Genomic DNA, 19,984 nt, shown 5'->3' on the forward strand with positions numbered 1-19,984 from the left:
CACCGCCGTCATGCCCCGGCTTGACCGGGGCATCCAGTACGCCGCGGCTTCTCGGCTCGATCACTGCCGTCTCTGGAATACTGGATCGCCCGCCTTCGCGGGCGATGACCGCGGAGAATGTGGCGCCGCTTACCCGCCTCGCGACAGCTCGCGCTTGTACGAGGCGTAGCTCGGCTGATCGACTGCAAGCTTGTCCATCGTGGTCGCCCACAGATGCTCGGCGAGGCCCGGCGTTGCCAGGTCGATCTCGCCCTTGGCGATGCGCTCGGCGAGCGTGCGGTTGAGATCGGTGACCGACCCATCCATGCCCAGCAGCGCGCGCAACCGCTCCACCTCCGCAGCATCGCTCCCCTCTTCCCGCGTCAACTGCCGTGTCACGAGATCGAGGATGTTGATGGCGACGCGCAGCTTGAAGGCCTGGTGGCCGGAGATCAGCGGCGCGATGTCGTTGCGGAGAAAATCGGAGACTGATTTGGTCAGTTCGATCGGGGTCGGCTCGTCCTGCATGGTCAACTCCCCCGCGGCGCCAGCAGCCGCAACAGATCGATCTCCGTCTCGGAAGCGCGACGGCCGATCATGGCGCGTTCCATCGAATGGTCCGGGCTTTCGCGAAACCGCTGCATCATGCCGCCGCACATGATGCCCCAGCGCAGCGTGCCCATCACTTCCCAGAATTTGACCCGCGATGGATCGACCTTGCGCCCCGCGGCCTCATAGCCTGCGAACAGCTCCTCGCGCGAGCCAAAGCCGCCGACGGGCTTGTCGATCTCGCCAAAGCGCCACGAATTGACGCAGACCCAGCCGAGATCCTCCATGGGGTCGCCGAGATGGGCGAGCTCCCAGTCCAGCACCGCGCGGACGCCGTCGGCACCGATGATGAGATTGCCGTTGCGGAAATCGCCATGCACCAGCGTTGTCTCGCTGGCGGGGCCCGGGTCGTGGTCGCGCAACCAGCGCAGCGTCAGCTCGAACACCGGCTTTGGCCAGTCCAGGCTGCGATAGTCGCGCTCGAAATCGCCGATCTCCTTCGCTGCCGTCATGTGGCGCAGCTCGGGCAACTTGTCCTGCGGCAGCCTGTGCAGGCCCGCAAGCACCCCGCCGATCTGCCGCGCGAGATGCGGCCGCGCCGCGGCGAATTCATCGTCGCGCAGAATCTTGCGCGCGATGGTCTCGCCCTCGACCCGCTGCATGATGAAGCCGGTACCGAGATCGTCATCCGGCGTGAGCACATGCATCACGCGCGGCGACGGCACTCCGGCCTCGAATGCGAGCTGCATCAGCTGCGCTTCGGCGGCTAGACCCGCCGCGCGCGTCGGTGCCGCGCCATAGCCCTTCGGCGAGCGGCGCAGGATCGCACCGATCACGCCATCGGGATTGGCGATATCGAAGCGCCAGGTTTCCTGGCTGGCGCCGCCGGACAGCCTTGCCACGCCGGCGACCCCGGTCGCACCCGGGCACCAGCGCGCAACGCTGCGGGAGAGTTCGGCCTCGATCATTTGCCCTTGAACTGCGCCGGGCGCTTCTCCAGGAACGCACCGACGCCTTCACGGAAGTCCTGTGTGTCGCCGGCACGGAGCTGGCACTGGAATTCGAGATTGAGCTGATCCTCGAAGGAATTTTCCGGGCTGTCCCAATAGAGCTTGCGGATCAGCGACAGTGCGACCGTCGGGCCGCTGGCGAGGTCGCGCGCAAGCTTCATCGCCTCCTCCATCAGCACGCCATCATCATAGACGCGGTTGACGAGGCCCCATTCCAGCGCCTTCTCGGCCGGCAGCCGCTCGCCCATCAGCGACAATTCGATCGAACGCGCCTTGCCGATCAGCCGCGGCAAGAGCCAGGTCGAGCCGCAATCCGGCACGAGGCCGATACGGCGGAAGGCTTGAAGAAAGTAAGAGGACCGCGCGCATAAAATCATGTCGCCGAGCAGCGCGAAGCTCATGCCGGCGCCGGCCGCCGGGCCGTTGACCGCGGTCACGATCGGGCAATGCAGATTGCGAATGCGGCGCAGGAAGGGATGGAAGCCGGTCTCGAGCGTCAGGCCGGCCTTGGTCTTCTTCGACTGGTTGTTGCGGCCCTGGAGATTGGCGCCGGTGCAGAACGCCCGCCCCGCGCCCGTCAGCACGACGCAGCGCACCTCGTCCTTCTTCTCCTCGATCGCGTCGAGCGCTTCCGCGAGACCGCCCAGCATATCCACGGAGACCGCGTTCATCACCTCCTGATGGTCGAGCTTGAGGATCGCGACCGAACCATCGAGGTCGAGCGTGACGTGTTTGAACTGCATGGTTTCCTCGTGAGTTGCGGCCTGTGTCAGTTTCGCAGACCGGAATTGCTTTTGCCGGGGCGCATATTTGATTTTTGGCGCGGTCTTGTCCATGGTGATCGGAGCATAGCAAGCAATCTTGCGCGCAGCGGCTGATGCGCCGCATGCCAAGAAACCTTGCCAAGAAACCTCGCCAAAAACAGGAAACGCGCCATGAACCTTTTCGACCTCACAGGCCGGGTCGCCGTGATCACCGGCGGCAATGGCGGTATCGGACTCGGCATTGCACAGGCGCTTGCCGGCCAGGGCTGCAACGTCTCGATCTGGGGGCGCAATCCTGACAAGAACAGCAGCGCTGCCGCGAGCCTGGCGGGGCTATCAGGCAAGGTCGACGCGCGGGTCTGCGACGTCACCGACCCGGCCTCGGTCAATGCCGCGATGAAGGCCACGCTCGACATATTCGGCCGGGTCGACGGCTGCTTCGCCAATGCCGGCATCGGCGGCGGCGGCCGGCGATCGTTTATCGAACGCACCGAGGAGGAATGGCGCACGATGTTCGCGACCAATCTCGACGGCGTGTTCCACGCGTTCCAGGCGGCCGCAAGACACATGACCGCGCGCGCCGAGGCCGGCGATCCCTTCGGCCGACTGGTGGCGACTTCCAGCCTCGCCTCGATCTTCGGCACCGCGCGCAACGAGCACTATGCCGCGACCAAGGCCGCTATCAATGCGCTGGTGCGCGCGCTCGGCGTCGAGCTGGCGCGCCACGGCGTCACCGCGAATGCGATCCTGCCCGGCTGGATCAAGAGCGACATGACCTCGGGCCTGATGGCCAACGAGAAGTTCGTTGCCAACGTGATGCCGCGCATTCCGGTGCGACGCTTCGGCGAGGCCAGCGATTTCGGCGGCATCGCGGTGTATCTGATGAGCAAGGCGTCGTCGTACCACACCGCGGATACGTTCGTGATCGACGGCGGTTATACGGCGTTTTGAGTCTCGTAGCCCGGATGGAGCGCTGCGCAATCCGGGACGGCCAAAAGTAAACAAGACGCGGATTGCGCTGCGCTCCATCCGGGCTACAAACCATAACAAGGGGAACGGGCAAAATGTTTTCACACGTGATGATCGGCACCAACGACCTCGACAAAGCCAAGGCATTCTACGACAATTTGCTGACCACGCTCGAAGTGCGGCCGGCGCGCGTCGATGGCCATCGCATCTTCTACATCACCAAGACCGGCGTGTTCTCGGTGACGAAGCCGATCAACGGCGAGGCCGCGACGCCTGCGAATGGCGGCACCATCGGCTTTGCCGCCAACTCGCCGGAGCAGGTCAACGCCTGGCACGCGGCCGGAGTCGCCGCCGGCGGCATCCCTTGCGAAGATCCTCCCGGCATCCGCCAAGGCCCCGGCGTCAACCTCTATATTGCGTATTTGCGTGACCTCGACGGCAACAAGATCTGCGCGATGCATCGGATGGCGAACTAGGCCGGCATATTCAGTGTCGTCCCGGCGAACGCCGGGACCCATAACCACAGGGAGTGGTTGTAGCGCAAACTCGTAACTCCGAGTCTTCGTCAAACTGCTCCCTGTGGTTATGGGTCCCGGATCTGCGCTGCGCTTGTCCGGGACGACGCTGGAGAGAGTGTTCGCCCCGCATTCAAACAACATTTCAAACGCCCTCGCGATATTCCATCGCATGGCATGGCTCGCGTTGGAAAATGCGCGCTCGCACTTTGGCGACGCTGCGACTATTCTCCGGCGCAACGCGATCTCAGCGCCCCCGGGAGGAACAATGACAAAACACACCTATATTCCCCGCACCACCAACTACACCCTCAATCCCGGCGACGAGCTCAACGACCTCAGGATGTCGGACCAGGTCCGGCCGCTCTATGATCACGTCAGGAAGTTCATCCGCGATACCGTCGAGCCGATGTCGATCGAGTTCGCCAAGGCCGGCGAGGGCAAGGAAGACCGCTGGAGCTTCACGCCGAAGCAGCTCGAGGTGCTGGAGAAGGCCAAGAACAAGGCCAAGCAGGAAGGCCTCTGGAACTTCTTCCTGCCCGACGACGAGACCGGCCAGGGCCTGAAGAATCTCGACTACGCCTATATCGCATCCGAGCTCGGCAAGAGTCCGCTGGCCTCGGAGAGTATGAACTGCTCGGCGCCTGATACCGGCAACATGGAGGTGCTGGAGCGCGTCGGCACCAAGGAGCAGAAGGAGAAGTGGCTAAAGCCGCTGATGAACGGCGAGATCCGCTCGGCCTATGTCATGACCGAGCCGAACGTCGCCTCCTCCGACGCCAAGAACATCTCGACGAGCGCAAAGCTCGTCGGCGACGAATGGGTCATCAACGGCGAGAAGTATTACATCTCCGGTGTCGGCGATCCCCGCTGCAAGATCCTCATCGTGATGGTGAAGACCAATCCGGATGCGGCGCCGAGCAAGCAGCAGTCGCAGATCCTGGTGCCGCGCGACACCCCCGGCGTCGAGGTGCTCGGCCCCATGTACGTGTTCGGCCAAGACCACGCGCCGCGCGGGCACATGCATATGCGCTTCAACAACGTCCGCGTCCCCAAGGAGAACATTCTGCTCGGCGAAGGCCGCGGCTTCGAGATCTCGCAGCTTCGGCTAGGCCCGGGCCGCATCCATCACTGCATGCGCACCATCGGCAAGGCCGAGAAGGCGCTCGATTTGATGGTGCAGCGTGGCCTCACCCGCGAGGCCTTCGGCAAGAAGATCGCCCATCTCGGCGGCAACATGCAGATCATCGCGCAGGCGCGCTGCGAGATCGAGGCGATGCGGCTGATGGTCTTGAAGGCCGCCAAGGCCATGGACGTGCTGGGCAACAAGGAAGCTCGCGTCTGGGTCTCCATGGTCAAGGCCATGGTGCCGGAGCGCGCCTGCAAGATCATCGACCAGTCGATCCAGATGCACGGCGCCACCGGCATCTCGCACTGGACCCCGCTCGCCGAAATGTACCAGGACGTCCGCCATCTCCGTTTCGCGGACGGTCCGGACGAGGTGCACTGGATGGTGGTAGGACGCCACGAGCTGAGCATGGCGTGATCTTTCTTCCCCTTCTCCCCGCCTGCGGGGAGAAGGTTGGGATGAGGGGGAGTCTCCGCGGGGACGCTGTCAGTCGGACTCGCGGAGACTCCCCCTCACCCGGATTGCATCTTCGATGCAATCCGACCTCTCCCCGCAACCGGGGCGAGGTGAAGAAAAGCACACCCGCTTACGTCGCCACCTCGCCGATCTTGTCCTGCGTCTTGGTCTCGAAATCGCCGGCGTCGTGCCGCTCGTGGAGCTGGCTGGCGGGATCGCCGGAGACGCGGTTGACCATGCGGCCGCGCTTGACGGCCGGGCGCTTGGCGATCTGGTCGGTCCAGCGCTGCACGTGCTTGTAGTCCTGCACGGACAGGAATTCGCCCGCGCCGTAGACCAGCCCCTTGGCGAGCGCGCCGTACCAGGGCCACACCGCCATGTCGGCGATGGTGTAGTCGCTGCCGGCGAGATATTCGTTGTCGGCGAGCCGGCGGTCGAGCACGTCGAGCTGGCGCTTGGTCTCCATCGCAAAACGGTCGATGGCATATTCGATCTTGGTCGGCGCGTAGGCGTAGAAATGGCCGAAGCCACCGCCGAGATAGGGTGCGCTGCCCATCTGCCAGAACAGCCACGACATCGCCTCGGTGCGGGTCTTGATGTCCTTGGGCAGGAAGGCGCCGAACTTCTCGGCGAGGTAGAACAGGATCGAGCCGGATTCGAACACCCGGATCGGCTCCGGGCCGGAACGGTCCATCAGCGCCGGGATCTTGGAATTCGGATTGATGTCGACAAAGCCGCTGCCGAACTGGTCGCCATTGCCGATCTTGATCAGCCAGGCGTCGTACTCGGCGCCCTTGTGCCCGAGCGCCAGAAGCTCCTCCAGCATCACGGTGACCTTGACCCCGTTGGGCGTCGCCAGCGAATAGAGCTGGAAGGGATGCTTGCCGACCGGCAGCTCCTTGTCGTGGGTGGGACCGGCGATCGGCCGGTTGATGCTGGCGAACTGCCCGCCGTTCTCCTTGTTCCAGGTCCAGACTTTCGGCGGCACGTAGGCGGGGGCGTCGGTCATCATGGGGCTCCGGCGAAAAAGATGCGCCTGCATTAATTAGCCCACGGACGGCCGATGGCAAGCCCTGCCGGCCCTGCGTCCGGCGCGGGCCTCGATGCCGCGTCATGCGATCAGCCGTCACCATACCCTCGCGGGCTCTCCAATTGATGACGCCTGCACGCAAGAACAGCGGGGAAATCCGGCATGGGATCGCCGACGGTGATGAGTTAGCTTCGTCGCCGCTTCGCCAGCGAAAGCAACGAGATGCGCCGGCCGCCGGGAGAGAACGATGAAATCGCCGATCTGCGACATGCTGGGCATCGAGTTCCCGCTGCTCGCTTTCAGCCATTGTCGCGATGTCGTCGCCGCCGTCAGCCGTGCCGGCGGGTTTGGCGTGTTAGGCGCGACCGTACACACGCCTGATACGCTGGAGCGCGAGCTGAAATGGATTGATGAGCACGTCGACGGAAAGCCCTACGGCGTCGACGTGCTGATCCCCGAAAACATGTCGACCGCAGGCGAGAAGGACGTCACCTGGAAGAGCCTGGAGGCGCGCGTGCCGCAGGAGCACCGCGACTACACGCGCGATCTGCTGAAGAAATACGACATCGAGCTGACCGCGACCAACGTGGCCGACAACCAGCCGCAGCCGTTCGATGCGAAGACGGCGCTGCAACTCCTGGAGGTCTCGTTCAACCACCCGATCCGCCTGATCGCCAATGCCCTGGGCGTACCGCCGAAGGCGATGATCGAGATGGGCAGGAAACACGGCGTGCCGGTCGCGGCGCTGGTCGGGGCCAAGGAGCACGCGCTGCGCCAGGTCGCGGCCGGCGTCGATATCCTCGTGGTCCAGGGCACCGAAGCCGGCGGTCATTGCGGCGAGGTCTCGACCATGGTGCTGGTGCCGGAGGTGATCAAGGCGATCAAGAAGATCCGCGACGTGCCGGTGCTGGCGGCCGGCGGCATCATGACCGGACGGCAGATGGCGGCCTGCATGGCGATGGGCGCGGCCGGCGCCTGGACCGGCTCGGTGTGGCTTGCCACAGTCGAGGCCGAGACCACGGAGATCTTTCGCGAGAAGATGATCGCGGCATCGTCGCGCGATGCCGTGCGCTCGAAGGGCCGCACCGGAAAGCCGGCACGGCAGCTTCGTTCGGTCTGGACCGACGCCTGGGATCGCGCAGCCGAGAGCCCCGGCGCCTTGCCGATGCCGCTGCAAAGCATCGTCAGCCGCGACGCCTTCAACGCGATCGACCGCGCGGCGGCGGGTGGCAACGCCAAGGCGCGCGATCTCGTGAGTTACTTCGTCGGCCAGGGCGTCGGGCTGATCGACAGCGTGAAGTCGGCCGGCGCGGTGGTGCAGGAGTTCAAGGAAGAGTTTGCCGAAGCCGTCGAGCACATGAATGCACTGGTGGCGGAGTGATTGCCACACACCGTCATTGCGAGCGCAGCGAAGCAATCCAGACTACCACCGCGGAACGACCCTGGATTGCTTCGCTGCGCTCGCAATGACGAAACAACTGACATCGTGAATTGAAGCATGACCGATAAGAAATACATCCCCGAAGACCGCATTCCCGTCATCGTCGGCGTCGGCGAGATCGTCGACCGCCCGAGAGAGTTCACCGACGGCCTTGAGCCGCTCGACCTGCTCGAACAGGCCTTGCGGCGCGCGGAAGCAGATGCCGGCGCAAAGCTGCTCGGCGAGGTGCAATCGCTCGACGTCGTCAACTTCCTGAGCTGGCGTTATCGCGATCCGGAGAAGCTGCTGGCGCAACGGCTCGGCATCACGCCGTCGCATTGCTATTATGGCCCGGTCGGCGGCGAGAGCCCGATCCGCTACATCCACGAGGCAGCAAAGCGCATCGCGCGCGGCGAATGCGATGTTGCCGCAGTTTGCGGTGCGGAAGCACAGTCGACGGCGACCAAGGCGGAACGCGCCGGCGCGAAGCTGCCATGGACGCCGTTCGCCCATGACGTCGAGGAGCCGAAACGCGGCGCGGCGTTCCAGAAACCGTTGGCCGTGAAGCTCGGCGTGTTCCGGCCCGTGACCGTCTATCCGTTCTATGAAGCGGCATCATCCGCCCATTGGGGCCAGACGCCGCGCGAGGCAATGGCAGAGTCGGGTACATTATGGTCACGCTATTCCGAGGCCGCCGCGCAGAATCCCAACGCCTGGCTGAAGCGGCGCTATGCGCCTGACGAAATCACGACGCCGACCGCGGACAACCGTCTCATCGCGTGGCCCTACAACAAGCTCATGGTTGCCAATCCGAGCGTCAACATGGGCGGCGCGCTGCTGCTCACCAGCCTCGCCAAGGCGCGTGCGGCCGGCATCGCCGATCACAGACTGGTCTATCCGCTCGGCGGCGCATCGGCCGAGGAGCCGCGCGACTATCTCCTGCGCGACCAGTTTTACGAGAGCCATCCGCAGAACGCCGTTTTGAAAGCCGCGATGGATCTCGCTGGCGGCGACGGCAAGACGTTCGACGCGATCGAGCTCTATAGCTGCTTCCCGTGCGTGCCCAAGATGGCGCGGCGGACGCTGGGCCTGGGCGCGGACGTGCAGCCGACCGTGACCGGCGGCCTCACCTTCTTCGGCGCGCCGCTCAACACCTACATGACGCATGCGGCCTGCGCGATGGTGCGGCGTGTGCGCGACGGCGCAAAGCTAGGCCTGCTCTACGGCCAGGGCGGCTTCGTCACCAAGCATCATGCGCTGGTGGTGTCGAAGGTGCCGCCGCGTGAAGCATTGGCACAGGAGACGAGCGTGCAGGCGGCGGCGGACAGCAACAAGCGCGCGGTGCCGGAGTTCGTCACGGATGTCTCGGGCAAAGGCAAGGTCGAGAGCTTTACGGTGCTCTACGGCCGGGTCGGCGATGTCGAGCACGGCGTGGCCATGCTGCGGACGGACGACGACAGGCGCACGCTGGCGCGGATTCCCGCCAGCGATACGGCGACGCTGGCGCATCTGCTGAACACGGACCGCACGCCGGTGGGCTCGCTCGGCGAGATCACGATGGCCGCCGATGGCGTGCCGGAGTGGTGGGTGGCGTAGCTCTCGTGTCCCGGACGCGGTGCGGCATGCAATGCCACTCCGCAGAGCCGGGACCCAGAAAGCAACACCGCCGGCAGGGAGAGATGGGCCCCGGCTCAGCAGCGCACCACTACGTGCTGCGCCGCGTCCGGGGCACGAGAGCGCCCTACCCCTTCGGCGCCTGCTTTTCCGACGCCGTCGCGGGCTTGCCGTTGGCGCCGGCGCCGGTCACGCGGACCTGGTCGCCGTCGGAAAGGCCGTCCGGCGGTGCCGTGATGACGCGGTCGTCCGCCGCAAGTCCCGAGGCGAGCTCGATCTCGCGGCCGAGGTCGCGGCCGATGGTCACGGGCTTGAACAGGACCTTGTCGTCCGCACCGACGGTGGCGACGCGCAGGCCGCTGCCGTTGAAGATCAGCGCGCTGGCGGGAATGCTGAGCGGCGCGGTGTCGCGCTGCAGGCTGAGCTTCACGCTGGCGTAACCGCCGGGCATCAGTTCGCCTGAGGCATTGTCGAGACCAAGTTGCATGCGCGTCGTGCCGGAGGCGACGTCAACCGCCTGCGAGGACGCTTCCACCGTCGCCTGGAAGGTCCGGTTCGGATACTCCGGCAGCACGATGGCGGCCTTGGCGCCCATCTTGATCGCGGGCACGTAGTTCTGGGGCACGTTGATATAGACGCGCAGCTTGGTGATGTCGGAGACCACGAACATCGCCGGGCCCGAGCCGCCGCCTGAATTGATCAGGGCACCGACGTCGGTGTCGCGCGCCGTGACCACACCGTCAAACGGTGCGGTGATCTTCTTGTAACCGGCCAGCGCTTCGAGGCGCTCGACATTGGCCTGGCCCGAGCGAACCGCCGCGTTCTTGTTGGAGAGATCGGCGGTACGCTCGTCGATCTCCTGCGCGGAGACGAAGTTGGAGGCGACCAGCGTCTTGCGGCGGTTGAGGGTGGCTTCCGACAGCCTGGCGCTGGACTGCTGGCTGGCAAGGTCGGCGCGGGCCTGAAGCAATTGCTGGTCGAGGTCGGGCGCCTCGATCTCTGCGATCACCTGACCGGCCTTCACCCGCGCGCCGATATCGGCGCTCCAGCTTTTGAGATAGCCGGGAACGCGGGCAAAGATCGGCGCGCGATAATAGGCTTCGAGACGGCCCGGCAAGTCGATGGTCGAATTGAGAGCCTTGGCATTAGGCAGCGTCACCGCGACGCTGGGAATAGCCTGGTCGTCGGTCCACGCCTTCAGTTTGGAGCCCTGCTCCTCGCGGGCGCGGATGCCGGTGCCCACGACCAGGCCTGCCGCGATCAGCGCCACCACGCCGAAAATGCCCAGTTTCCGGTGCGACACCGGGGAGCGGGATTCAGTGGGCGACATGCGGAGTCTCCAAGGGGGCGGCGGCTTTGGCGCCTTGCTTCTTGTGTACCATGCTGAACACCACGGGAACAAACATCAGCGTGGCGAAGGTTGCAAAGATCAGGCCGCCGATCACGGCACGGCCGAGCGGCGCATTCTGCTCGCCGCCCTCGCCGAGCCCCAGCGCCATGGGCGCCATGCCGATGATCATGGCGAGCGCGGTCATCAGCACCGGGCGGAACCGGACGAAGCCGGCTTCGAGCGCCGCGGCGATGGGATCGCCAAGCTCCTCGTAGCGCTCGCGCGCGAAGGAGATCACGAGCACGCTGTTGGCGGTGGCAACGCCCATGCACATGATGGCGCCGGTCAGCGCCGGCACCGACAGCGTCGTCTCCGTGACGAACAGCATCCAGACGATGCCGGCGAGCGCGGCAGGCAGCGCCGTGATGATCACGAAGGGATCGGACCAGGACTGGAAGTTCACGACGATCAGGAAATAGATCAGGACCACCGCCCCGAGCAGGCCGAACAACAAGCCGGTGAAGGCGCTGTTCATGGTCTGCACCTGGCCGAGCAGCACCACGGAAGAGCCTTTCGGCACCTCCTTGGCGGTGTCGGCGATCACCTGGCGGATGTCGGTCGCAACCGCACCGAGATCGCGGCCCGAGGTCGTGGCGAAGATCTGCACCATCGACTGGATGTCGTATTGCGAGACCACCGCGCTCGAGGTCGAGCGCTTGATGTCGGCGATGCCGCCGAGGATCGGCGACTGCGAATTGCCGGCGGCCGTGATCGGCAACGTCTGCAGCGCGCTGAGCGAATCCATCTGGTATTGCGGCGTCTGCATCACGATCGAATAGGACACGCCGTTATCCGGATTGAGGTAGTAGGTCGGCGCCACCTGCGAGGAGCCGGCAAGGTTGACCACGAGACTGTTGGTGACATCGCGCTCGGTCAGGCCGACATATTGCGCGCGGGTGCGGTCGACATCGATGTTGAAGGTCGGATTGTTCGGCGATTGCTGGATGCGCGCATCGGCGACGCCGGGAATCCTGCGGACCCTGGCCAGCAGATTGTTGGCATAGGCGAAGTTGGCGCCGATATTGGCGCCGCGGATCTGCAGGTCGATCGGCGCCGGCGCGCCGAAGTTCAGGATCTGGCTGACGATGTCGGCCGGCAGGAAGGCGAAGCTGACGCCGGGGAATAGCCGTGGCAGCTGCTCACGCAGCACGCGCACATGCTCCTCGGTCGGCTTGTGGCCTTCCTTCAGCTTGATCTGGATGTCGCCATCCTGCGGGCCGATCACGCCGGTGTTGTTGTAGGTCATGTTGATGCCGGAGATCGGCATGCCGATGTTGTCGGTCAGCGTTTCGATCTCGCCCGGGATCAGCTTGCGGATCGCCTTCTGCACGTCGGCGAGCTGGTTGGCGGTCTCCTCCACACGGGTGCCGACCTGGGTGCGGACGTGCATCAGGATGTTGCCGGCATCGACCGCGGGGAAGAAGTTGCGCCCGAGGAACGGCACCAGCGCGAAGGACGCGCCGACCACGCAGAGAAAGCAGATCACGAACACCGGACGGTGCGCGAGCGCGAGCCCGAGGAAATTGTGGTAGCCGCCGCGAATACGCTCGAAGCGAGCCTCGAAGCCGCGCTGGAACCACACCAGGGGATTACGCGACTTCGGCGGGCCGTCCTCGTGGTGGACATGTGCCTGCAACAAATAGTTCGCCATGGTCGGCACCAGCGTGCGCGACAGCAGGAACGACCAGATCATCGCGAACATCACCGCTTCCGCCATCGGCACGAACAGGAAGCGCGCCACGCCGGTGAGAAAGAACATCGGCACGAACACGATGCAGATGCAGAGCAGCGAGACGAAGGCCGGCGTCACGATCTGGTTGGCACCGTCGAGGATCGACTGCTCGACCGGCTTGCCCTGCTCCAGATGGTAGTTGATGTTCTCGATCGTGACGGTGGCGTCGTCGACGAGAATGCCGACCGCGAGCGCCAGGCCGCCGAGCGTCATGATGTTCAGCGTCTCGCCGATCGCCGCCAGCATGATGATGGCGCCGAGCACGGAGAGCGGGATAGAGACCGCGATGATGACGGTCGAGCGCCAGCTGCCGAGGAACAGCAGGATCATGATGCTGGTGAGCAGCGCCGCGATCACGCCTTCGAACGCGACGCCTTCGATGGCGCCGCGGACGAACACCGACTGATCGCCGATGAAGCCGATCTTGAGCGCGTCCGGCAGCTGGTCCTTGACGTCGATCACCTTCTGCTTGATGCCCGCGATGATGTCGAGCGTCGAGGTCGCGCCCGCCTTCAGCACCATCATCAGCACCGAGCGGTTGCCGTCGACATGGACGATGTTGGTCTGCGGCGGGTTTCCGTCGCGCACGGTCGCGACGTCGCGCACATAGACCATCGCGCCGTTGACGGTCTTGATCGGCAGATTGCCGAGCTCGTCGATCTTCAGCGGCGAGTTGTTGAGCTGGATGTTGTATTCGAACTGCCCGATCTTCTGGGTGCCGACAGGCGTGATCAGGTTCTGGGCCGCGAGCGCGTTGGCGACGTCCTGGCCGGACAGGCCCCTAGCCTGGAGCGCGGTCGGGTCGAGATCGATCTGGACCTGGCGCTGCTTGCCGCCGAACGGGTACGGGATCGCGGCGCCGGGCACGGTGACCAGCGGCGTACGCAGCTGGTTGATGCCGATATCGGCGAGGTTCTGCTCGGTCAGTCCATCGCCCGATAGCGCCACCTGGACGATCGGCACGGTGGAGGCGGAGTAGTTCAGGATCAGGGGCGGCGTCGCGCCCGGCGGCATCTGCTTGATCAGCGTCTGCGAGATCGCGGTGACCTGCGCATTGGCGGTGCGGATGTCGACGTTCGGCTGGAAGAAGATCTTGATGATGCCAAAGCCGTTATAGGAATTGGCGGAGATGTGCTCGATGTCATTGACCGTCGTCGTCAGTGCGCGCTGGAACGGCGTGGTGATGCGGCCCGACATCTGGTCGGGCGGCAGGCCAGTGTACTGCCAGACCACCCCGATCACGGGGATGCGGATGTCCGGAAAGATGTCGGTCGGCGTCCGCAGCGCCGCCAACGGTCCGATGATCAGAAGCAGGAGCGCGAGCACGACAAACGTGTAGGGCCGGCTCAGGGCAATACGGACCAGAGCAATCATTCGCCGGGAAATTCCAGGTCAAGCGAGGATACGGGATCCGCCCCCACGGGGATCCCCTCCTCCCTTTACCCGAGCACCGCCGGAAACGCCAATCTCCGGCGCCTTTCCGGCATTCACTTCCGTGCTACCGCACTGCGGAACGCGCACTGCGGCCATGCGGCCGCCTCATGCGGCGCGGACCGAGTCCAGGAACTTGCCGACCTCGAGCTTGAGGCGGCTCGAATCGCGCGAGAGCATCTGCGCCGCCGACAGCACTTGCGAGGACGCCGAGCCGGTTTCGGAAGCACCGTGCTGTACCTCGCCGACATTGGCCGACACCTGCTGGGTGCCTTGGGCCGCCTGCTGCACGTTCCGAGCGATCTCCTGGGTCGCCGCGCCCTGCTGCTCCACCGCCGCCGCGATCGCCGAAGAGATCTCCGACAGGCGGGCGATCGTGCCGCTGATCTGGCCGATGGCACCAACCGAATCCTGCGTCGCCGTCTGGATGCCGCCGATCTGCTGGCCGATTTCGCCGGTGGCCTTGGCCGTCTGCTCGGCGAGCGCCTTCACCTCCGAGGCAACCACCGCAAAGCCGCGGCCGGCCTCGCCGGCACGAGCCGCCTCGATCGTCGCATTCAGCGCCAGCAGATTGGTCTGCCCGGCGATAGCGTTGATGAGCTCGACGACGTCGCCGATCCGGGACGCCGCCCGCGACAATTCACTGACCCGCTCGGTGGTGGATTGCGCCTGGCTGACTGCCTCCCCCGCGATCCGGGCGGATTCCTGCACCTGCCGGCTGATCTCACGCACCGAGGAGGACATCTCTTCGGCCGCCGACGCCACTGAATGGACGTTGGTGGTGGCTTCTTCCGAGGCGGACGCGACCACCGTCGCCAATTCCTGCGCCCGACCGGCGGTCGAGGTCAGCGTCGAGGCCGACGCCTCGAGCTCGGTCGCCGCCGAAGACACGGTCTCGACGATTTCGCCGACCGCGGCCTCGAAGCCGTCGGCAAGCTTTGTCATGTCGGCCTTGCGCTGTCCTTCGGCGCGGCGCTGCACCGCCTGCACCTCGTCGCGGCTGAAGCGGATGATCGTCTGCACCGTCTGCAGATTGCGCAGCGCCTCGCCGATCTCGTCGTCACGCTGGATCAGGATGCGGTTGTCCAGCTTGTCCTGGACGAGGTTGACCAAGGTGTCGTTGAGCTGCTGCATAGGCCCCTGGATCGCGCGCATGGTCGTGAGGCCGGCGAAGCCGAGGACGGCAGCGCCGGCGACGGCCAGCAGCGCCAGGCTCAGGCTGGTCGTACCGCCGGTCGAGAGCGCTCCGCCGATGCCAAGCGCGAGCACGAACAGCAACTGGAGCGCCATCGTGGTGACCAGGCGCGCTTTCAGCGTCCTGGTGAAGATCGCAAAATGGTCGAGCAGCGAGCGGCGGCGGATGATGCCGGCGTCGACGCGATAACCATGCGGCTTCTTCTCGCGGATCGCCGCGTAGACCTCTTCGGCCAGCTTGCGCTGGTCGGCCGGCAGCTTGGTGCGGATCGACGTGTAGCCGGTAACCTGGCCGTTCTCCCGGATCGGAGAGGCCGTCGCCAGCACCCAGTAGAAATCGCCGTTCTTGCGGCGGTTCTTCACCGCGCCGAGCCACGGCTTGCCCGCCTTGAGCGTGTCCCAGAGATTGTCGAACGCCTCCGGCGGCATGTCGGGATGGCGGACGATGTTGTGCGGCTGACCCATGAGCTCCGCGGACGTGAAGCCAGCAGCGGCGATGAAGTCCTCGTTGAAGTAGGCGAGCTTGCCCTTGAGATCCGTCTTCGAAACGATGAGGGTCTCATCGCTTACGGGATATTCGATTTCGGTGACGGGAAGATTCTTGCGCATTGCGGGCCCCCAAAGACCAGATGAAATGTCAGTTGATTCCAATCAGGGCTGCGACCGGCGGTCCTTGGGCTATTCTTCTAAGCCGAAATTAACTATCGATGAAACCGCGTCCCGTATGACTACGGGCGCCACCTCATGATGCTACCTGCAGGCGACATCAGGCTACCGGCGCGGCAAAAAAGAGCGGCGCTTGCGGCGCCGCTCTTTCGTCGATGGATGTTGATGCGGAGGTTTACGCCCTGCGCGTGGGCAGTCGTTACGCAGCGCGAACGTTGGTCAGGAACTTGCTGACCTCGGTCTTGAGCCGGCCCGAGTCGTTGGACAGCATCTGCGCCGCCGACAGTACCTGCGAGGAGGCCGTGCCGGTCTCGGTTGCGCCGCGCTGCACGTCGGTGATGTTGGAGGAAACCTGCTGAGTGCCCTGCGCCGCCTGCTGGACGTTGCGGGCGATCTCCTGGGTCGCAGCGCCCTGCTCTTCCACGGCCGCCGCGATCGCCGACGAGATCTCCGACAGACGCTCGATGGTCGACGAAATCTCCTTGATGGCGCCGACCGAGTCGTTGGTCGCCGCCTGGATGCCGGAGATCTGCTGGCCGATCTCGCCGGTCGCCTTCGCGGTCTGCTCGGCGAGCGCCTTCACCTCGGAGGCCACGACCGCGAAGCCGCGGCCGGCTTCACCGGCGCGTGCGGCTTCGATGGTCGCGTTCAGCGCCAACAAATTGGTCTGGCCGGCGATGGTGTTGATGAGCTCGACCACGTCGCCGATGCGCGAGGCCGCCTTCGAGAGCTCGCTGACGCGCTCGGTGGTGGCGCGCGCCTGGCCGACGGCGTCGCCCGCCATGCGGGCGGATTCCTGCACCTGGCGGCTGATCTCGCTCACCGAGGAAGCCATCTCCTCGGTCGCCGAGGCCACCGACTGCACGTTGGTCGAGGCTTCCTCCGACGCTCCGGCAACGGTGGTCGCCAGCCGCTGCGAGCGGTCGGCGGTCGAAGTCAGCGTCGAGGCCGAGGCCTCCAGCTGGGTCGAGGCCGACGACACGGTCTGGACGATCTCGCCGATCATGGTTTCGAATTCGCGGGTAATGTTGTCGACGCGGCGGCCGCGCTCGATCTTGGCTTCGGCATCGGCGGCGGCAGCCTCGTCGGCGGCCTTCTTCGCGATCAGCGCTTCCTTGAATATCTGGAGCACATCGGCCATGGCGCCGATCTCGGTCTTCTCACCGCGATGAGGGACTTCGGCGGAAAGCTCGCCCTTGCCCAACGCCTGCATCGGCTCGATGATCGAATTGATGCCGCTGGAGACGTCCTGGACAAGGTAGAAGCCGACGCCGATGCCGATAATCACGGCCGCGCCGAGGATGATCGAGACGAGCATGAAAGCGAAGGAATAGCTGTCGGCGGCATCCTGAGCAGCCTGGTCGCCGCCCTTGGTATTGAGCTCGATGTCCTTGGTCAGGATCGCGTCGGCCTCAAGGCCGATCTTGTTGACCGTCTTGGTGTTCAGCTCCTGGGCCTCATGCGGGACCTTGCCGGCCTCCTTCCGCGAGAGCGCCATGACGTCTTCGGTGCCCTTCTTATAGTCGTCCCAGAGCTTGGCCCAGTCGTTGTACAGCTTCCGCTCTTCAGGCGAGGTGATCATCGGCTCGTAGGACTTGCGCGCCTTGGAAAGGGCCTCGATCACGGTGCCGGCGGTCTTCTCGTTCGCGAGCTTGTCCTCGAGGGTTTCGGACAGCATGTGCTGACGAACCACGTTGCGATAGGTGATCACGCTGGCCCGGAGCTCGCCGAGCACCCGCACGCTGGGCATCCAGCTCGTGGTGATTTCGGTGGTGTTGGCATTCATCGACCGCATCTTCGTGACGGCGAGCAGACCCATGCCGGCCATCGCGACCAGCAGGAACGCCACGACACTGATGATCTTGGCGCGAATGGAAATGGTGGCGAGCATAATCGGGTCTCTTTGTGCTGGCGCGGCGGCGCGTCCGGAAATTTACGAATCAACCTAAGGGAGCAGCACCAACATCCAACACGAGAGCACCTGAGCAGATGTTAACGACGACTCCGTACGAGTACGAAGCCCGAAACAAATGAACAGGGCGCTAAAAATGCCCTGCGCTCAGCGCATGAGCCCAAGCGCGTCGGAGAAAAACTCCGCGCCGCCGAAGTTTCCGGACTTCAAGGCAAGCAACATGGCGCCTTTTTCAGCACCGACCGCGCGCAGCACCGGGACGCCGGCCGCGATCTCTGCTCCCACGAGAAATCCGGGAATCTTCAACCGGTCGACCACGGCGCCGGATGTCTCCCCGCCGGCGACGACCAGGCGCTTCACGCCGGCCAGCACCAGCCCCTCGGCGATGTCAGCCATCGCTTGTTCGATGGCGTGGCCGGCCGCGTCGCGACCATGGCGCGCCTGGAGCGCGGCAACCTGATCGGGCGTCGAGCTCGATGCGATCAGGACCGGACCGTCGGCCAATCGCGGCTTCGCCCATGCCAGCGCGCGCTGCGCCTCGTCCTCGCCCGTAGTAATACGGTCCGGATCGAGATGCAGCACCGGCATGACACGCTCGGCACTGTCAATCTGCTGAAGCGTCGCCTGCGAGCAGCTTCCGGCCAGGCACGCCGCCGGTCCGCCGACCGCAGCCCCCACCTCGCTGCTCGCCGCTGTCGATGTGACCTTGCCTGTCGACACCAGCGCCCGCGCTAGCCCAAGACCCATGCCCGAGGCGCCGACCGACAGCCGATGCTGGACAGCGACGAGGCCGATGGTCTCGAGGTCGCGATCGAACACGGCGTCGATGATCGTCGCGCCGACGCCCTTGCCCGCGAGTTCGGCCAGCCGCGCCCGCACGGCATCCGCGCCGCGCGTGACGGTGGCGAGGTCGACGAGGCCGATTTGCGTCTTGCTCTGGCGCGCCAGGACGCGCACCAGGTTGGAATCGTGCATCGGGTTGAGCGGATGGTTCTTCAGCGGGCTCTCGTTCAGCGGCACGGCGCCCACGAACAGATTGCCCTGGTAGACGGTGCGGCCGGTCTCCGGGAAGGCCGGCGTCACCAGCACGGCCGCCTCGCCGCAATCGGCGCGCAGCGCGTCCATCACCGGGCCGATATTGCCGGCATCAGTGGAATCGAAGGTCGAGCAGATCTTGAACAGCACGTGGCTCGCGCCGCGGCCGCGCAGCCATGTCTCGGCCGCGCGAGAGCGTGACACGGCAAGGCCGGCCTCGATCGAACGGCTCTTCAAGGACACCACGACGGCGTCGACCTCGGGCAGCGCGAGATCGTCCGCGGGCACACCGATGGTCTGCACCGTGCGCAGGCCCGCGCGCGTCAGCGTATTGGCGAGGTCGGAGGCGCCGGTGTAGTCGTCGGCAATGCAGCCAAGGGATATTTTCGCTGCAAGTGTCACGGTTTCACTCCCGCATAGGGCCTGAACCAGGCAAGGCCGTCGGTGGTCTTGCCGCGCGGATTGTATTCGCAGCCGACGAAGCCGGCATAGCCGAGCCGGTCGAGCTCGTCGAACAGGAACGGATAGTTCAGCTCCTCGCCATCAGGCTCGTTGCGAGAGGGGATGCTGGCGATCTGGATGTGGCCGATCAGCGGCATCATCTCGCGCAGCCGCATCGTGACGTCGCCATGGATGATCTGGCAGTGATAGATGTCGAACTGGAGTTTCAGGTTCGGAACCCTCAGCTCCTGGATCAGGTCGCGCGCGAAGCCGAAATCGTTGAGGAAATAGCCGGGCACGTTGCGCGCATTGATCGGTTCGAGCACGATGTCGATGCCGTGCGGCGCAAAGAACTCGGCGGCCCAAGCTACCGATTTGTAGAACGCCTCGATGGCGACGCGCTCGCCACGGTTGGCGATGCCCGCCATCAAATGCAGCCGCTTGACGCCGGTCGCCTTGGCGTAGGGCAGCGCGGTCTCCAGGCTCGCCTTGAGCTCGGCGAAGCGCGACGGGAGTGCCGCAAAACCCTTCTCGCCGGCATTCCAATCGCCCGGCGGCAGGTTGAACAGCGCCTGGGTCAAGCCGTTGCGCTTGAGCCGCTCGCCGACCGCCTCGGCCGGATGCTCATAGGGAAAGAGAAACTCGACGGCGGTGAAGCCGGCTGCCGCAGCGGCGTCGAAGCGGTCGAGAAACGGCACCTCGGTGAACATCATCGAGAGATTGGCGGCAAAACGGGGCATGGGAATCC

General features: G+C 65.2%; 15 protein-coding genes. 5 read left to right on the plus strand and 10 right to left on the minus strand.

Annotated features, from left to right (window positions below):
• Positions 1-129: 129 nt before the first annotated feature.
• Genes C7G41_RS11010 through C7G41_RS11020 form a run of 3 tightly spaced genes read right to left on the minus strand, consistent with a single transcriptional unit; the run spans position 130 to position 2,281 of the window.
• A complete protein-coding gene (locus tag C7G41_RS11010; RefSeq protein WP_106942924.1) occupies positions 130-507 on the minus strand; it encodes a DUF6285 domain-containing protein in 378 nt (125 codons plus the stop codon).
• 2 nt (positions 508-509) lie between these two features.
• A complete protein-coding gene (locus C7G41_RS11015; RefSeq protein ID WP_106942580.1) occupies positions 510-1,496 on the minus strand; it encodes a phosphotransferase family protein in 987 nt (328 codons plus the stop codon).
• On the minus strand, positions 1,493-2,281 hold the full coding sequence (locus C7G41_RS11020) for an enoyl-CoA hydratase/isomerase (protein ID WP_106942925.1): 789 nt from the start codon (positions 2,279-2,281) through the stop codon (positions 1,493-1,495). Before C7G41_RS11020 ends, C7G41_RS11015 begins: the two co-directional genes overlap by 4 nt.
• Before the next feature lie 192 nt (positions 2,282-2,473).
• Here C7G41_RS11020 and C7G41_RS11025 point away from each other — a divergent pair, with 192 nt between their 5' ends.
• From C7G41_RS11025 to C7G41_RS11035, 3 genes are all read left to right on the plus strand, one after another.
• Positions 2,474-3,253: an SDR family NAD(P)-dependent oxidoreductase gene (locus tag C7G41_RS11025; protein ID WP_106942581.1), complete on the plus strand. Its 780-nt coding sequence runs from the start codon at positions 2,474-2,476 to the stop codon at positions 3,251-3,253.
• Positions 3,254-3,366: 113 nt separating this feature from the next.
• Entirely contained in the window at positions 3,367-3,747 is a 381-nt protein-coding gene (locus C7G41_RS11030; RefSeq protein WP_106942582.1) for a VOC family protein, read from the plus strand.
• Positions 3,748-4,054: 307 nt separating this feature from the next.
• Positions 4,055-5,332 carry an acyl-CoA dehydrogenase family protein gene (locus C7G41_RS11035; protein ID WP_027516797.1) on the plus strand — a complete coding sequence of 426 codons (1,278 nt, stop codon included), beginning with the start codon at positions 4,055-4,057 and terminating at the stop codon, positions 5,330-5,332.
• Between the two features lie 169 nt (positions 5,333-5,501).
• On the opposite strand, the gene yghU is transcribed toward C7G41_RS11035, so the two are convergent.
• The gene (gene yghU, locus C7G41_RS11040) at positions 5,502-6,380 is read right to left on the minus strand and encodes a glutathione-dependent disulfide-bond oxidoreductase (protein WP_106942926.1); all 879 of its coding nucleotides are present in this window, start codon (positions 6,378-6,380) and stop codon (positions 5,502-5,504) included.
• A gap of 268 nt (positions 6,381-6,648) precedes the next feature.
• Between yghU and C7G41_RS11045 the strand changes: the two genes are divergently transcribed.
• Together C7G41_RS11045 and C7G41_RS11050 are read left to right on the plus strand one after the other, a co-directional pair.
• Complete coding sequence (locus C7G41_RS11045) at positions 6,649-7,782, plus strand: nitronate monooxygenase (RefSeq protein WP_106942583.1); 1,134 nt, start codon at positions 6,649-6,651, stop codon at positions 7,780-7,782.
• Positions 7,783-7,899: 117 nt separating this feature from the next.
• Positions 7,900-9,417: an acetyl-CoA acetyltransferase gene (locus C7G41_RS11050; protein ID WP_106942584.1), complete on the plus strand. Its 1,518-nt coding sequence runs from the start codon at positions 7,900-7,902 to the stop codon at positions 9,415-9,417.
• A gap of 145 nt (positions 9,418-9,562) precedes the next feature.
• On the opposite strand, the gene C7G41_RS11055 is transcribed toward C7G41_RS11050, so the two are convergent.
• The 6 genes from C7G41_RS11055 to otnI form a co-directional block, all read right to left on the minus strand.
• A complete protein-coding gene (locus C7G41_RS11055; RefSeq protein ID WP_106942585.1) occupies positions 9,563-10,765 on the minus strand; it encodes an efflux RND transporter periplasmic adaptor subunit in 1,203 nt (400 codons plus the stop codon).
• Entirely contained in the window at positions 10,752-13,931 is a 3,180-nt protein-coding gene (locus tag C7G41_RS11060; protein WP_106942586.1) for an efflux RND transporter permease subunit, read from the minus strand. Before C7G41_RS11060 ends, C7G41_RS11055 begins: the two co-directional genes overlap by 14 nt.
• A gap of 165 nt (positions 13,932-14,096) precedes the next feature.
• Complete coding sequence (locus C7G41_RS11065; protein ID WP_106942587.1) at positions 14,097-15,791, minus strand: methyl-accepting chemotaxis protein; 1,695 nt, start codon at positions 15,789-15,791, stop codon at positions 14,097-14,099.
• A gap of 256 nt (positions 15,792-16,047) precedes the next feature.
• Positions 16,048-17,739: a methyl-accepting chemotaxis protein gene (locus C7G41_RS11070; protein WP_106942588.1), complete on the minus strand. Its 1,692-nt coding sequence runs from the start codon at positions 17,737-17,739 to the stop codon at positions 16,048-16,050.
• Positions 17,740-17,907: 168 nt separating this feature from the next.
• Entirely contained in the window at positions 17,908-19,197 is a 1,290-nt protein-coding gene (gene otnK / locus C7G41_RS11075) for a 3-oxo-tetronate kinase (RefSeq protein ID WP_106942589.1), read from the minus strand.
• Positions 19,194-19,976, minus strand: a complete 783-nt coding sequence (gene otnI / locus C7G41_RS11080) for a 2-oxo-tetronate isomerase (RefSeq protein WP_106942590.1) — start codon at positions 19,974-19,976, stop codon at positions 19,194-19,196. Before otnI ends, otnK begins: the two co-directional genes overlap by 4 nt.
• Positions 19,977-19,984: the final 8 nt, after the last annotated feature.

Origin of the sequence: Bradyrhizobium sp. MOS002 (genome assembly GCF_003020115.1) — a bacterium.
In the GTDB taxonomy this organism is placed as follows: Bacteria; Pseudomonadota; Alphaproteobacteria; order Rhizobiales; family Xanthobacteraceae; genus Bradyrhizobium.